General features: G+C 53.0%; 12 protein-coding genes. 11 read left to right on the top strand and 1 reads right to left on the bottom strand.

Features of this window, described 5'->3' with window-relative positions:
- Positions 1-63: 63 nt before the first annotated feature.
- From bshC to KZ483_RS19845, 3 genes are all read left to right on the top strand, one after another.
- Entirely contained in the window at positions 64-1,722 is a 1,659-nt protein-coding gene (gene bshC, locus KZ483_RS19855) for a bacillithiol biosynthesis cysteine-adding enzyme BshC (RefSeq protein ID WP_220349302.1), read from the top strand.
- Positions 1,723-1,738: 16 nt separating this feature from the next.
- The gene (locus tag KZ483_RS19850) at positions 1,739-3,007 is read left to right on the top strand and encodes an adenosylhomocysteinase (RefSeq protein WP_220349301.1); all 1,269 of its coding nucleotides are present in this window, start codon (positions 1,739-1,741) and stop codon (positions 3,005-3,007) included.
- A gap of 204 nt (positions 3,008-3,211) precedes the next feature.
- Positions 3,212-4,291 carry a DUF4349 domain-containing protein gene (locus KZ483_RS19845; RefSeq protein WP_258881339.1) on the top strand — a complete coding sequence of 360 codons (1,080 nt, stop codon included), beginning with the start codon at positions 3,212-3,214 and terminating at the stop codon, positions 4,289-4,291.
- A gap of 101 nt (positions 4,292-4,392) precedes the next feature.
- Here KZ483_RS19845 and KZ483_RS19840 read toward each other — a convergent pair whose 3' ends face one another.
- Positions 4,393-4,647 carry a hypothetical protein gene (locus KZ483_RS19840; protein ID WP_220349300.1) on the bottom strand — a complete coding sequence of 85 codons (255 nt, stop codon included), beginning with the start codon at positions 4,645-4,647 and terminating at the stop codon, positions 4,393-4,395.
- Between the two features lie 236 nt (positions 4,648-4,883).
- On the opposite strand from KZ483_RS19840, the gene mraZ reads away from it, so the two are divergent.
- The 8 genes from mraZ (at position 4,884) to mraY (ending at position 15,003) form a co-directional block, all read left to right on the top strand.
- Positions 4,884-5,321, top strand: coding sequence for a division/cell wall cluster transcriptional repressor MraZ (mraZ, locus tag KZ483_RS19835; protein ID WP_220349299.1), 438 nt, complete (start codon positions 4,884-4,886; stop codon positions 5,319-5,321).
- Positions 5,322-5,378: 57 nt separating this feature from the next.
- Positions 5,379-6,311 carry a 16S rRNA (cytosine(1402)-N(4))-methyltransferase RsmH gene (gene rsmH, locus KZ483_RS19830; RefSeq protein WP_220349298.1) on the top strand — a complete coding sequence of 311 codons (933 nt, stop codon included), beginning with the start codon at positions 5,379-5,381 and terminating at the stop codon, positions 6,309-6,311.
- A 51-nt stretch (positions 6,312-6,362) separates the two neighbouring features.
- Entirely contained in the window at positions 6,363-6,767 is a 405-nt protein-coding gene (locus tag KZ483_RS19825) for a cell division protein FtsL (protein WP_220349297.1), read from the top strand.
- A gap of 10 nt (positions 6,768-6,777) precedes the next feature.
- On the top strand, positions 6,778-8,979 hold the full coding sequence (locus KZ483_RS19820) for a penicillin-binding transpeptidase domain-containing protein (RefSeq protein ID WP_220349296.1): 2,202 nt from the start codon (positions 6,778-6,780) through the stop codon (positions 8,977-8,979).
- A gap of 113 nt (positions 8,980-9,092) precedes the next feature.
- On the top strand, positions 9,093-11,033 hold the full coding sequence (locus KZ483_RS19815; RefSeq protein ID WP_220349295.1) for a stage V sporulation protein D: 1,941 nt from the start codon (positions 9,093-9,095) through the stop codon (positions 11,031-11,033).
- Positions 11,034-11,125: 92 nt separating this feature from the next.
- Positions 11,126-12,613: a UDP-N-acetylmuramoyl-L-alanyl-D-glutamate--2,6-diaminopimelate ligase gene (locus KZ483_RS19810; protein WP_220349294.1), complete on the top strand. Its 1,488-nt coding sequence runs from the start codon at positions 11,126-11,128 to the stop codon at positions 12,611-12,613.
- Entirely contained in the window at positions 12,610-14,034 is a 1,425-nt protein-coding gene (gene murF, locus KZ483_RS19805; protein ID WP_220349293.1) for a UDP-N-acetylmuramoyl-tripeptide--D-alanyl-D-alanine ligase, read from the top strand. The genes KZ483_RS19810 and murF overlap by 4 nt, the downstream gene beginning before the upstream one ends.
- Before the next feature lie 12 nt (positions 14,035-14,046).
- Complete coding sequence (gene mraY / locus KZ483_RS19800) at positions 14,047-15,003, top strand: phospho-N-acetylmuramoyl-pentapeptide-transferase (RefSeq protein WP_220349292.1); 957 nt, start codon at positions 14,047-14,049, stop codon at positions 15,001-15,003.
- The last annotated feature ends 130 nt before the right edge of the window (positions 15,004-15,133 follow it).

Below are 15,133 nucleotides of genomic sequence, written 5' to 3'. Positions count from 1 at the left end.
AACTGCTTTGCATTCATTATAAAATTATCCACTTAGTCATTCAGGGAGAGGTAGAGACTGTCCATGAAAATCGAATCGGTGCAGCTGCCTTTCAGCCAGCCGTTAACCGAAGCTTATGTGAAACGGACCAACCCGAAAGTTGAGTCCATTTACGGCAGCCACCCCGCAGAAGACGAGGCTTGGAAGCTTAGACTGCAGCGGCTGAACGAACAATCGGCGAACCGCGTGCCGACGGATCGATTGGCAAATGTGCTTAAGCGGTATAATACTCGTTTTAACGGATACGCTGAGGTTGCAGGGAATATTAATGAAATTGCATCCGGCGCACCTGTCGTGGTCGGAGGTCAGCAGGCCGGGTTGATGACGGGACCGCTTATGGTCATACATAAAGCCGTATCGATAATTGCAGCAGCGCGGCATGCAAGCGAATTAACCGGTCAGAAGATCGTTCCGCTGTTCTGGATCGCCGGCGAGGATCACGATTGGGACGAAGCGAGCCATGCGTTCGTTCAAAGCAGGGATCAAGGATTAATTAAAATCGGCATCGGCCGCCCCGAGGGCCCGCGTACATCCGTCAGCCGCACTTTACTTATATCAGAGGCGATGACGGAAGCCATAGAGAGCTTGAGCACTGCGCTCGAAGATACGGAATTCAAGCCCGGGCTAATTGAAACTCTGACCGGATTTGCCGGTCGTTCCCGAAGCTTGTCCGAATGGTTCGCTTATATTATGGGGTGGCTGTTTGGTAAGGAGGGCTTGGTGCTGCTTGATTCCGACGACCCGGAGCTGCGCAGACTGGAAGCCCCAATGTTCCGGCAAATGATCGAGCGCAACGACGAACTTGAAGCTGCCTACAGGACCTGCGAGACCGAGATTCGAGAGCTTGGCCATTCCGCGCAGGCGGATGTTGTTGAAGGAAGCGCCAATCTGTTTCTGTTTCTGGAAGACCGGGATAACGGCGAAAATGCAGGTGGCGAGCGTACATTACTCTACAAACGGAATGGCCGCTTCGAAAACCGTAGAGGCTCGTTGTCGTGGTCTCATAGCGAACTGCTCGCCATTGCTTCGGAAACGCCCGAACGCTTCAGCAACAATGTGCTGACCCGCCCGTTAATGCAGGAATATGTGCTTCCGGTGCTTGCGACGGTTCTTGGGCCGGGGGAAATCGCGTACTGGGGCTTAACCGGCGCAGCGTTCCGGACTTTCGGTATGCAAATGCCGATTGTCGTGCCGCGCATGTCGTTTACCTTAGTCGAAGGTACGGTTGCCAAGCATATGATGAAGTATGGTTTATCGTTCGAGGATGTGGCACTGCGCTTCGCGGAGCTTAAAGCAGATTGGCTTGCCAGGCAGGATGAGATCGACATCGACGCGCGCTTTGCTCACGCAAAGCGGCAATTTGCCGATATTTACGAACCGCTTCTGCAGGCCGTAGGGTCGGTTCAGACCGGTCTTTCCGCGCTTGGGGAAACGAATAAACGTAAAATCATCGAACAAATTGAGTTTCTTGAAGCCCGAACGAGAGATGCTCACGCGAAACGTTTTGAAGCGGTTACCCGGCAGCTGGACCTGGTCGCACAGTCCCTTTGGCCCGATACCAAGCCGCAGGAGCGTATTATCAACGTAACGGTCTATTGGAACCGGTACGGCCGGATGTGGCTTGACCGGCTCCTGGAAGCCCCGTTCGACCCGTGCGGCGGACACCGAATGATTTATTTATAGAGAGGAAGCTGAAGGAATGACAGTCAATGCAAAGGAAACAAGTATTGTAACGGATCTGGCTCTGGCTCCGGAAGGACATTTGAAAATCGATTGGGTGGCGGCTCACATGCCGGTTCTCAATCGGATTCGCGAGCAATTCGAGAAGGAACAGCCTTTTAAAGGACTCAAAGTGGCGATCTCGCTGCACCTCGAGGCGAAGACAGCATATTTGGCAAAAGTTGTGAAGGCGGGGGGAGCCGAAGTAACGATAACCGGAAGCAACCCGCTTTCGACGCAGGACGACGTTTGCGCAGCGCTTGTCGAGGACGGTATAACAGTTTTTGCCAAATACAATCCCGAGCCGAAGGAATATAAAGAGCTGATGATCAAGACGCTCGAGACGAAGCCGGATCTTATCATTGACGACGGCGGCGACCTGGTTTCCATCCTTCACGCGGAACGTCCGGAATTGATGAAGCAAGTTCGCGGCGGAGCCGAGGAAACCACGACAGGCATTCTTCGTCTTAAGGCGATGGAAAAGGATGGCTCGCTGCAATTTCCGATGGTCGCGGTCAATGATGCATATTGTAAATATTTGTTCGACAACCGTTATGGCACGGGACAGTCGGTCTGGGATGGAATTAACCGAACGACGAACCTTGTCGCAGCAGGCAAAACGGTCGTTGTCGTCGGTTACGGCTGGTGCGGCAAGGGCGTTGCGATGCGGGCAAAAGGGCTTGGCGCCAATGTCGTTGTGACGGAAATCGACGCGATCAGGGCCGTTGAAGCCTATATGGACGGTTTTACGGTGCTGCCGATGATTGAAGCTGCGAAAATCGGCGATATTTTCGTAACCGTAACCGGCAACCGCGATGTCATTCGCGGCGAGCATTACAACGTCATGAAGAACGGAGCGATATTGTCCAACGCAGGCCACTTCGATGTGGAGGTTAACAAACCGGAGCTTGAGGCGCTGACATCCGGCAAACGAGTTGTGCGCCGCAACATCGAAGAGTATTTGCTGAAGGACGGGCGCAGCATTTATCTGCTTGCCGAAGGACGCCTCGTTAACCTTGCGGCAGGGGACGGGCATCCGGCTGAAATTATGGATATGACTTTTGCGCTGCAGGCGATGTCGCTTAAATATGTCAACGATAATTACAAGGCGATCGGAGGCAAAGTCGTAAATGTGCCTTATGAGCTTGACGAGCAGGTGGCGAAATACAAGCTCGCTTCTCTGGGCATCGGAATCGATAAGCTGACCGAAGAACAGAAGAGCTACCTGGAAAGCTGGGCCGAACATTAAAGAAACAATTGCAGCAACCGGAAACCGCTAGAGCCGGATTCAATCGAATCCCCCCGCTCCGGCGGTTTTTTTTGCACATCACGTCATTAATTTTCAGTGAAGCCGGATAAGGTAAACATAATAGACCGACTGCAACTTCCGCAATAATTGTACCGTCTATTGGTTAAGAGAAACGGTACAATTATCTGTATAGGGGGGTTCGGCATGGCAGGTTATATAAATAAATGGAAATGGGCAAGGCTGTTCTTCGCAGTTGGAATTGCCTCAGTGCTGCTGATTGCGTCGTCAGGTTGTTCTTCAAGTGACAACGCTTCGAAAAGTGCTCCAGAAAACGCAAACATGAGCGCCGGAGGAGTGGACAGCAAGTTATCAGGGAGTGCCCAATCAAGCGGCTTTACCGTAAGCGATGCGGCGAGTACCACGAGTAAGGTGAAGGCTTCGGAGTCGGCAGCGGCTGCAGAAGGTGCGAAAGCGGATGGTAATTTTGAATTTTCCGCTCAGACCGGTGGTGTCGATGCCGGAAGCGCGGATGCGGACGGCTTCAGTCGCAAGCTGATCTATCATGCCAATGTCACGATGGAGGTTAGCGACTATTCCAAGGCGCAAACATCGGTGAACAACATTATACACTTGTCAGGCGGTTATATTCTACAATTCTCCGACCAGAAATCCGCGAGCGAGCTGGGAGGCACTTATACAATTAAAATACCCGCGTCCGGCTTTCAAACGTTTCTGGGCCAATTGGAGAAGCTTAAGCATACGCAGTTCGAGAGAAGCATGAAGGGCACGGATGTGACGGAGGAATATGTGGATTTGGATTCACGGCTTAAAGCGCGTAAGGTTGTGGAGGCGCGGCTGCTCGCGTTTATGGATAAAGCCACGCGTGCGGACGATCTTCTTAAGTTCTCCAACCAGCTCGGCGACGTGCAAATGGAGATTGAACAAATCAAAGGCAGAATGCGTTACCTGGATCAAAATGTCGCCTTCTCTACAATTGAACTGAGGTTATATCAGATAACGGGTTTAACCTCATCAGCCGCCAAAGAGAAAACGGCTTTTCTGGAACGCACGCTGAATGCAATGAAAGCAAGCTCGACGTTTATCTATGAATTTGTTCAGGGTGTAGTGGTTGTTGCTGCGGGTGCGCTGCCGATTCTCGTGCTTCTGCTCGCGGTTGGAACACCGGCATATATCGTTTACCGCAAGAAGCGTGTCAAATTATCGCAGGCAATGCCGGTAACCGTGCCGGCAGGAGAGTCGAAACCTGAAGAAAGACCAGACTGAAAATTCAGCCATTCAAAGCTCTTACATTAAGAGCGGAAAGCCGGAGCATTTCAAATTAGCTGCATCGCTGCCCCTCGCACGGGGCCGGTGACAGCTTTTTTTTATTTCGCCGCACCTTCTCTAATGCTCTGCCCGGCCAGCTTTAAAGCGGTGCGCATCGCGGCTGCTTTGGCCAATTGTCGTCTTTCTTCTTCCGAACCTCGGACGAACATCGGAGTAAGATAAAGCTCGATCAATGCTTCTTCGCTTGCAGCGGCTGCATCGCGATCATTACCGAGAAGGTAATGGGCCACTTGATAACACAGCTGTTCCACAGGACGAAGCAGCTCGATTATAGGATCGGCAATGGCACTCATAGTTTGGATTGACGCTCCTTTACGATGTTAATCGGCAAAAGCACGATATTGACATTTCTAGCTTACACGAACCAAAGTCCCAAAAAGTTTCAAAAGTGTAACAACTTTAATCGCATAAAATATTTATTAAATTCATTCTAAGAAAGAAGGAATTTAATATGGGGTGGCGAATAGATCAACACTAGTGGTGAAAAGTGGGGCCAAGTGGTGAATTTGGGGGAAGGGGTGGAGCGGCCGTGTTCATGGGGGAGTACCAACACAGCATCGATGATAAAGGCCGCATCATTATTCCCGTTAAATTCCGCGAAAGCCTCGGCGACCAGTTTGTAGTGACGCGAGGTCTCGATAATTGCCTGTTCGTATATCCCATGAGCGAGTGGAGCGTGCTGGAGCAGAAGCTGAAATCGCTGCCGCTCATGAAATCGGATGCTCGGGCGTTCTCCCGGTTTTTCTTTTCGGGGGCGACCGAATGCGAGCTTGACAAACAGGGAAGGGTAAACTTACCGAATACATTGTGCGAATATGCCAAGCTGGACAAAGATTGTATCGTTCTCGGAGTCTCCAACCGGGTGGAAATTTGGAGCAGGCATATATGGGATAGCTACTTCAAGCAATCAGAAGAAACGTTTAACGATATTGCGGAGAAGCTTGTGGACTTTGATTTTAATTTTTGATCGCATGCCAAAGCCGGGTAGCGGCAGAGGTAACCCTAGAGCCGGGAGGGCTGCAGCTTGTTTCAACATATTACAGTGCTCAAGGAAGAAGCGGTCGATGGACTCGCGGTTAAGGCGGATGGCATTTATGTCGACTGTACGCTCGGCGGAGCCGGTCATAGCGAGCTGATCGCATCGCGGCTAGGCAAGGGCGGACGTCTTATCGCGCTTGACCAGGATGAGTGGGCTCATGAGAATGCAAGAGTTCGACTGGCGCCGTTTATGGACAAGGTGACGCTCGTAAAAAGCAATTTTCGTTATTTGGAGCAGGTACTGGCCGATCTCGGCATTGACAGCGTCGACGGCATACTGTTTGACCTCGGGGTATCGAGTCCGCAGCTGGATGAAGCCGAACGCGGATTCAGCTATAATCACGACGCACCCTTGGATATGCGGATGGACCGTGAAGGCGTTCTGACCGCGGGAGAGATCGTCAACAGCTGGGAAGAGCGGGATATTTCACGTATACTTGCAATCTACGGCGAAGAGCGGTTTGCCAGGCAGATTGCACGCAAAATCATACAAGCCCGGGAACAGAGTCCGATTGAGACCACGGGCGAGCTTGTGGAGCTTATTAAAATGGGCATCCCCGCAGCAGCGAGACGTACGGGGCCGCATCCGGCCAAGAGGACGTTTCAGGCGCTGCGGATAGCGGTAAACGACGAGCTTGGGGCCGAGGAAACGGCCTTGGAGCAGACGGTAAAGGCATTAAAATCCGGGGGAAGAGCCTCGGTCATAACGTTTCATTCGCTTGAGGACCGCATTTGCAAGCACATTTTTGCGAAATTTGTAGAAAAATGCACTTGCCCACCGGATTTCCCGATGTGTGTGTGCGGAGGGAAAGGTCAGCTGAAGCTGGTGAACCGCAAGCCGATCGTGCCGGGCGAAGAAGAGCTTGAGCTTAACCCGCGAGCGAGGTCGGCGAAGCTGAGAGTCGCTGAAAAACTGTAAAACCGTTTCATTCCAAATAGATCATTAATCAGATTGAACAGGAGGTCTACAATGGCTTATGTAAATGGCAACCTGGCGCTTCAGCCGAAGCGTAAACCGGAACAGAAGAAGGCGTTCCGCGAGACAAAAAAGGTCGTAGTTAAAAGGAAGTCGCTGCCGGTCCAGGAGAAGCTGCTCTATATGTTTACGATTATCGTTTGTGTAATCGTCGCGGGCGTTATTATTTTTCGTTACGCGCAAATCTATGAAATCAATAACGATATAAAAATTATGACCACTAAATATGCGGCCATGGAAGTCGAGATGAAAGAGCTGCAGAAGCAAGTGGAGACGCTGAGCAACCCCGGTTACATCGAACAGCAGGCCGAAGCGCTCGGTATGGGTGACTTTGGCGAAGATACGATTAAAGTGAAAACAGGTGACAAGAAGACCGAGACCGCCATGAACAAGGAATAGGGGACCGGCTATGAATAAACGGATAAAATTGCGCACGCTGCTGGTCGGAGGGTTCATTACCCTCTTTTTTGTTGTTCTGGTAGGGCGAATCTATTGGGTGCAGGTCGTCAAGGCGGATTTCTGGTCGGAGAAAGCCCGCGAAATCTGGTCTAAATCGGAGACGCTGATTCCTGTGCGCGGAACGATCACGGACCGCGAAGGCAACGTCCTGGCTATGGACGTGGCAGCTTACACTGTCGCGGTGAACCCGAAGGTCATACACGATCTGCATCTGGAAGACGTCATTGTAAGCAAGCTTCATCAGGTGCTCGGCAAACCGGAATCGGAGCTGCGGGCTATCGTGACGGCCAAGAAGAAGAACGGCGAGTATTACGTAAAGCGCGAGGTGCGCCCTGAAGGGTGGAAGATCGATAAGCCTCTTCGAGACCGGATCGAACAGTTCAGGAAGGATCTATCCGAGCAGACCGACAAAAGTGACGTCGGGATTTATATGGACGAACAGAATAAACGCTATTATCCCAAAGATGATATGGCCTCGCATCTGATCGGATACGTGGATAAAGAAGGGAACCCTGTCATGGGGCTTGAGGCGTCGCTTAACGATGTGCTGAAGGGCAAGGAAGGTCAAATCGTTTATGAGCGTGACGGCAACGGCGTTATTCTTCCGAACGGGACTGTGAAATTCAATCCGTCAATAGACGGCAAAAACGTGAAGCTGACGATCGATTCGGACATCCAGCATTACGTGGAGGACGCGATTAAAGAGGCTTATGTGAAGTACAAGCCGAAGAGCATCACGGCCATCGCCGTCGATCCGCAGACGATGGAAGTTCTCGGCATGGCTAATATGCCGGATTTCAACCCGAATGAATATTGGAAGGCGCAGCCGGCGGACTTCTACAACAGCGCGACCAAAGCTCTCTATGAGCCCGGCTCGACCTTCAAGATCGTCACGCTTTCCGCGGCCGTTCAGGAAGGGGTGTTCAATCCGAATGAGAAATACATGTCGGGAAGCATTAAAATTCCGGGAAGGGTGACTCCGATTCGGGATATTAAACGAGAAGGGTGGGGCGAAATTTCGTATCTGGACGGATTGAAGCGTTCGAGTAACGTTGCTTTTGTCAAGCTTGGCTACGAGAAGTTAGGTGCTGACCGATTAATTAACTATATTAAAAATTTCGGCTTCGGCCAAAAAACGGGCATCGAGCTCCAGGGAGAAAGCTCGGGGGTTGAGAATATCAATCCGTCGATTGCGAACGATGTCGCGACAGCGTCTTTCGGACAAGGCAATGTCCTCGTCACGCCGATTCAGCAGGTGACGGCAGTTGCTGCGGTAGCGAACGGAGGCAAGCTTATGCAGCCGCACCTGATCAAGGAAATCGACGATCCCGTAACGAAGAAAACCGAGGTGATCCAGCCAAAGGTTATCCGGCAGGTCTTATCAGAGCAATCGGCTAAAAAGGTGAGCGAATATTTGGAGCAGGTAGTCTCCGACCAGGAGATCGGAACAGGAAAGAATGCTTATATTGAGGGTTACAGGGTGGCGGGTAAAACCGGTACTGCCCAGAAGGTTATCGACGGCAAATATTCATCGGACCAATATGTCGTTTCATTTATCGGATTCGCACCTGTAGGAAATCCGAAAATCGCGGTTTACGTCGTAGTTGACGCACCTGACAACAAATATCTCGGCGGCGGGGCCGTTGCCGCTCCCGTGTTCAGAAAAATCGTATTGCAAAGCCTGCGGCATATGGGTGTAAATCCGACTCTGCCGGATACGGTACTAACGCAGCAGCAAGAAAAGACCGTTTCCGTACCGAACTTGACGGAGCTGACGACGGATCAGGCGGAGGCCCAGCTCAAAGCACGTTCCCTTAGCTCGGTGGTCGTGGGTACCGGCAAGAAGGTGCTGGAGCAAATTCCGAAAGCGATCTCGGCGGTCAGTCCGGATCAGCGAGTCTATCTGTTCACGGAAGACAGGAGCAAGCTGCCGATACCGAACATGAGCGGATTGTCGATGCGCGATGCGCTGGAAGTATGCTCGCTTCTGCAGATCAGATGCGTCACGGAAGGACAGGGCTTCGTGATATCGCAAACGCTCGCCAAGCAGAACGGCGAGAAGGTTTTGAAGCTCGTGCTTGCACCTCCGAATTCCGCGCAGATAGCTGAACCGCAGGCTACGGCCGAACAGAGGATTAACGGCGGCGGTTGATGCTCATGGCAGGCGACAGCTTGTTCTAACCCCCTTTTATTGCGAATAGGCTTGGATTAGGAAACGGATGGACAGACGTTCCCGTTTTACGTGCCATTCGGAGGGGATTGCGGGTGAAAGTGTCAAACGTTACCGTCAGACGTCGTTTGTTTGCCGCGCTTATAATCGCCGTTCTTGCATTTACGGTTCTTGCCGGCAGGCTCGGTTATGTGCAGCTGTATAAAGGCCAGGAGCTTGCGGCTAAAGCCGAAGATTCCTGGCGCAGGGAAATCCCTTTTTCGGCCAAGCGCGGCGAAATATGGGACCGAAACGGAACAAAGCTTGCGTATAATATAAGTTCACCGACCGTTATGGCCATACCGGCGCAGATTAAGGATCCGAAAGAGACAGCGACGCAGCTTGCGAGCGTTCTGGATATGGCGGCGGATAAAGTGTTCGCGACGATTACGAAAAAACAGCTGATCGTGCGCATTCAGCCAGGCGGGCGGAAAATTACGACCGAGAAAGCGCAGCAGGTAAGGGATTTGAGCCTGCCTGGGGTCGTTGTGGCCGAAGATAATAAACGTTATTACCCGATGGGCAGCTTTGCTTCGCATGTGCTGGGCTTTACGGGAATTGACAATCAGGGATTGACCGGTATCGAAGCCGCGTATAACGACCTGCTGGAAGGAATCAACGGTAATATTTCCTTTCTGTCCGACGCGAAGGGCCGCCAGATGCCGGGGTCTTCCGATACCTACGAGAAGCCCAAAGACGGGCTTAATCTCGAGCTGACCATCGATAAGCAGATCCAGTCCATCATCGAGCGGGAGCTCGACCAGGCTATGGTTAAATTCGAGCCCGATAACATAATTGCCATCGCTATGGATCCAACCACCGGTGAAATACTCGGAATGGCGAGCCGTCCTAATTATGAGCCGGATAAATACCGGGATGTCGATCCGCAAATATATAACCGGAACCTCCCGATCTGGATGACTTACGAGCCCGGTTCGACCTTTAAAATCATTACGCTGGCCGCTGCTCTGCAGGAAGGCAAGGTAAATTTGAAAACGGACCATTTCTTCGATCCGGGAGCCGTTGAAATCGGCGGCGCGCGCCTTCGCTGCTGGAAGAAAGGCGGCCACGGCAGCCAGACGTTTCTCGAGGTCGTGCAAAACTCGTGCAACCCCGGCTTTGTGGCGCTTGGCAACAGACTCGGGAAAGAAAAACTGTTTCAATACATTAAGAACTTCGGCTTCGGCACCAAGACCGGCATCGACCTCGGAGGCGAAGAGAACGGCATTATGTTTAAGATGAGCCAGGTAGGACCGGTCGAACTGGCCACTACCGCATTTGGTCAGGGCGTCTCCGTAACACCGATTCAACAGATAACGGCCGTCTCGGCTGCGATTAACGGAGGTGCACTGTATAAGCCTCACGTCGCGAAGGCCTGGATCAATCCCGAAACGGGAGAAACGGTCGACACGGTACAGCCGGAAGAGGTTCGGAAGGTTATTTCGGAAACTACAAGCAAGCAGGTGCGGGAAGCGCTGGAGAGCGTCGTAGCCAAAGGCACCGGCCGCAACGCATTTCTTGACGGTTACCGGGTCGGCGGGAAAACTGGAACCGCGCAAAAGGTTATAAACGGCCGCTATTCTCCGAATGAGCATATTGTTTCATTCGTCGGCTTCGCGCCGGCAGACGATCCGAAAATTGTCATTTACGTTGCAGTAGACAACCCGAAGGGCATTCAATTCGGCGGCGTCGTCGCCGCTCCGATCGTTCATAACATTATGGCCGATGCGCTCCCGTATATGGGAATTGAGCCCCGTAAGGACCAGATCGCCCGGGATTACAAGTATGGCGAGACGCCGATCGTAACGGTGCCGAATCTGGTGGGCAAGACGGTTTCCGATATTTACGAGGATATGAACATGAATTTCAACCTGACGTCCGCCGGCAGCGGGGATACGGTTATCCGGCAGGCGCCTGCAGCCGGCGCGCGGGTCGAACGAGGTTCCACGATACGCATCTACTTGGCAAAAGATGATGATGAAAGCAGTCATCCTTGACTATAATGGTAATAAAGGCTTTAAGTATAAGCACCGGGTACCCTGTGGCATAATCATGACTGCCCAAGGGTGCGGTGGAGGGGGATACATGCATGCAATTGGGACAATTGGCTTCCTTGCTTCTCACTGCACGCCTTGCCGGCGATGCAAATATAGAATTGAACGGAATTCAAATCGATTCCCGTAAAGTGATGCAGGGCGATTTATTTATTTGTCTGCCCGGCCATACGGTGGACGGCCATGACTTTGCGCCTCAGGCGGCGGAGCGGGGAGCGGCGGCATTCGTCGCTGAACGGCCTCTTCCCGTTGATGCTCCGCAGCTTATCGTCAAGGACAGCCGTCATGCGATGGCTGTCCTGGCGGATTATTTCTTCGGCAGCCCGAGCCGCAAGCTGAAGCTGATCGGCATTACCGGAACAAACGGGAAAACAACTACAACCTATTTGATCGAGCGCATACTCGCCGATGCCGGGTTTAAGCCCGGCGTCATCGGCACAGTGGAAAGACGCTTCGGAGGGCGCTCGTACCCGATGTCGGGCACGACACCTGAAGCACTCGAGCTGCAGCGGCATCTGGCCGCAATGATTGAGGCTGGAACCGATTGCTGCGCAATGGAGGTATCATCGCACGCCCTGGAGCAGGGACGGGTGAAAGGATGCCGTTACCGGACCGCGATTTTCACGAATCTGACCCAGGATCACCTGGACTACCACGGCACCATGCAGCGGTATGCCGCTGCCAAGGAACTCCTGTTCGCCAGGCTCGGCAATGAATACGCCCTGTCTCCTGAAGAGCGGGCATATGCGGTACTCAATGCGGATGACTCCGCATCGGGCGGATTTGCAAGGGCGACCTCGGCGGAGGTGCTGACTTACGGTGTTGACAATGAAGCCGATGTGCGGGCTTCAAACATTCGAATTACGGCTCACGGCACCTCTTTCCATTTGGAGACGTTCGACGGGTCGACGGATATCACATTGAATATGGCCGGAAAGTTCAACGTATATAACGCGCTCGCAGCGGTTTGCGCGGCACTTATCGAACGGGTGCCGCTGGATCAAATCAAGAGCAGTCTGGAAGCGGTGCCGGGTGTGCCGGGACGAGTGGAATCCGTGCATGCCGGACAGAAGTTTGCGGTCATCGTCGATTATGCCCATACGCCGGACGGACTGGACAATGTGCTGAAGGCGGTGAAGGAATTCGCCGCCGGCCGGATTATTTGCGTTTTCGGCTGCGGAGGAGACCGCGATCGTTCGAAGCGGCCGATCATGGGGGCTATCGCCGGCCGCTACGCGGACTATGCGATCGTAACCTCGGATAATCCGCGTACGGAATCGCCGGAGCGTATCCTCCTTGATATCGAAGCAGGCCTTATTAAGGACGGCGTACCCAAGTCCCGGTACGTTCTGCTGCCCGATCGCCGGGCCGCCATTCAAAAAGCGGTTGAAATGGCCAGCCCTGAAGATGTAGTATTGATTGCGGGGAAAGGTCATGAGACCTATCAAATCATCGGAGACGTTACATACGACTTCGACGACCGTGAAGTGGCAAAAGAAGCGATAAGGAGCATTACACCGTGATAAAACGAACATTAGGCGCCATTGCGGAAATGTGCGGCGGAACGCTGATAGAGGACCGATTTGCCGAAACCGGCATTACCGGTGTGACTAGAGACTCCCGCGACGTACAGCCCGGTCAGCTGTACGTACCGCTGATCGGATATAATTTTGACGGGCACGATTTTGCCGCCTCTGCACTGGAAAACGGTGCCGCGGCAACGCTTTGGCAGTCGGACCGTCCTGTGCCGGAGGCGTTGACCGCGTTTCCCGTGATTTCTGTTCAAGATACACTGACGGCGCTGCAGCTGCTTGCCGCAGCTTATCGTCAAGAGCTGAATGTCCGTGTCGTCGGGATAACGGGCAGCAATGGCAAAACAACGACGAAGGATATGATGGCGTCGGTTTTATCCGGCGTTTTTCGCGTGCACAAGACCGAAGGTAACCTGAATAACCATATCGGCCTTCCGCTTACCGTTCTGCAGCTGGATGAGACGATAGATATAGTTGTGCTTGAGATGGGAATGAGCGGCTTCGGCGAGATTGAACTGTTAACCGGAATTGCCAAACCCGACATTGCTGTCATTACGAATATAGGTGACGCTCATTTGCTGCAGCTTGGCAGCCGCGAGGGGATCGCCAGGGCAAAACTGGAGATTGCCTCGGGACTGCGGTCCGACGGTCTGCTGCTCTATAACGGCGATGAACCATTGCTTCAGGCGGGCGTTAAGACTTTGGAGCTGCCCGAAGCTGTAGAGAAGCAAACGTTCGGTACGGCAGAAGGAAACGACTGGTCGGCGAATAACATTTCAATCGATGCGACATCCTCCACCTTCGACTTGGCCGGAGACGATTCGCTTCAGAAGCTAAAGCTTCCTATCGCCGGGCGCCATAATATTATGAATGCTCTGGCCGCTGTGGCTGCGGCAAAACGGCTCGGCGTGCCTTCCGAACAAATCCGCAGAGGCTTTGATGGGCTGCGGCTGACCGGGATGCGCATTGAGCCGTCGACCGCGTATAATGGAGCAAGGCTGTTCAACGATGCCTGGAATGCCAATCCGACCGCCGTTCGGGCTGCCATCGATTTTGTGCAGCAGTTGTCCGGTTACCGCCGCAAATGGCTCGTCCTTGGCGACATGCTGGAGCTCGGACCGCAGGAAGAGCAGCTTCACGCAGGCATCGGGGACTACATCACACCGGACAAAGCCGATGCACTCCTGACGTTCGGCGAGCTGTCCCGGCATACGGCGTCTGCGGCTTCAAAGCAGTTTCAGAGAAGCGAAAGTGCAGACCAGACGGATGAAGCGGCCGTTATGGCCTTCGACGATAAGGAACAACTGATTGAGTGGCTCCGCGTGCGTCTTGCGCCGGAAGATCTCGTGCTGGTGAAAGGATCGCGCGGCATGCGTATGGAAGATATCGTCCATGCGCTGGAGCGCGTGTAAAGAGGTGAGGATATGGACATCAAGGTCATCCTGCTGTCAATCGGCGCTTCCTTCTTGCTTGCGGTTTTGCTCGGACCTTTGTTCATCCCGCTGCTAAGACGGCTCAAGTTCGGGCAGCAGATCCGCACCGACGGCCCGCAAAGCCATTTGAAGAAGAAAGGCACGCCGACGATGGGCGGCATTATCATTATGCTGGCAATGCTGCTGGCGTTTCTCAAATTCTCGGACAAAACATCCGAGTTCTGGGTGCTTCTTGTATCGTCGCTGGGATTTGGACTTGTCGGATTTCTCGACGATTATATTAAAATCGTATTCAAGCGGTCCCTTGGCCTGACCGCGCGTCAGAAGCTCCTGGGGCAGTTCGTGTTTTCGGTAATTGTGTGCGTTCTGCTTTACCAAATGGACCACAGCACCGCAGTTGGAATTCCGGGTACATCGGTGGAGCTTCAATTTGGCTGGTTTTATTATCCCTTTGTCGTCATCATGTTGTTCGCCACCACAAATGCCGTAAATTTCACTGATGGTGTCGACGGATTGCTTTCCGGTACCGGAGCTGTAGCGTTTGCCGCCTTTACATTCATCGCGCTTCAAGCAAGCGAGCATGAATCTGCCGTATTCTCCGCCTCTATGATCGGAGCATTGCTCGGCTTCCTGGTATTCAACGCCCATCCGGCCAAGGTATTTATGGGCGATGCAGGCTCCTTGGGCATAGGCGGAGGAATCGCTGCCGTTGCGATATTGACGAAGACGGAAATCCTGCTGATTCTCATCGGCGGCGTATTCGTTATCGAGATGCTTTCAGTCATCCTGCAGGTAGGCTCTTTCAAGCTGCGCGGCAAGCGCATATTCAAAATGAGCCCGATCCACCATCATTTCGAGCTTTCGGGCTGGTCTGAATGGCGAGTAGTAGCCACCTTCTGGCTTGCCGGCATCATCTTCGCCGCTCTTGGCCTCCTGCTTGTCCATTAAAAGTCCCGCCCAGGGACAAGGCGGCAAAGCCGCCGAGCCTTAAAAAAGGTCCCGCAAGGGACAAGGCGGCAAAGCTGCCGAGCCTTAAAGGTCCCGCAAGGGACAAGGCAGCGAAGCTGCCGAGCCTTAA

Origin of the sequence: Paenibacillus sp. sptzw28, from assembly GCF_019550795.1 — a bacterium.
Lineage (GTDB): Bacteria > Bacillota > Bacilli > Paenibacillales > Paenibacillaceae > Paenibacillus_Z.
The sequence above is the reverse complement of the archived record's forward strand: the minus strand, read 5'-3'. Positions and strand labels throughout refer to the sequence as shown.

Bases quoted from the DNA above. Each gene is read 5' to 3' on its own strand.
- KZ483_RS19840 (WP_220349300.1), bottom strand. From the start codon at position 4,647: ATGAGTGCCATTGCCGATCCTATAATCGAGCTGCTTCGTCCTGTGGAA.
- KZ483_RS19820 (WP_220349296.1), top strand. From the start codon at position 6,778: ATGAATAAACGGATAAAATTGCGCACGCTGCTGGTCGGAGGGTTCATT.
- KZ483_RS19845 (WP_258881339.1), top strand. From the start codon at position 3,212: ATGGCAGGTTATATAAATAAATGGAAATGGGCAAGGCTGTTCTTCGCA.
- KZ483_RS19850 (WP_220349301.1), top strand. From the start codon at position 1,739: ATGACAGTCAATGCAAAGGAAACAAGTATTGTAACGGATCTGGCTCTG.
- KZ483_RS19825 (WP_220349297.1), top strand. From the start codon at position 6,363: ATGGCTTATGTAAATGGCAACCTGGCGCTTCAGCCGAAGCGTAAACCG.
- KZ483_RS19810 (WP_220349294.1), top strand. From the start codon at position 11,126: ATGCAATTGGGACAATTGGCTTCCTTGCTTCTCACTGCACGCCTTGCC.
- bshC (WP_220349302.1), top strand. From the start codon at position 64: ATGAAAATCGAATCGGTGCAGCTGCCTTTCAGCCAGCCGTTAACCGAA.
- mraY (WP_220349292.1), top strand. From the start codon at position 14,047: ATGGACATCAAGGTCATCCTGCTGTCAATCGGCGCTTCCTTCTTGCTT.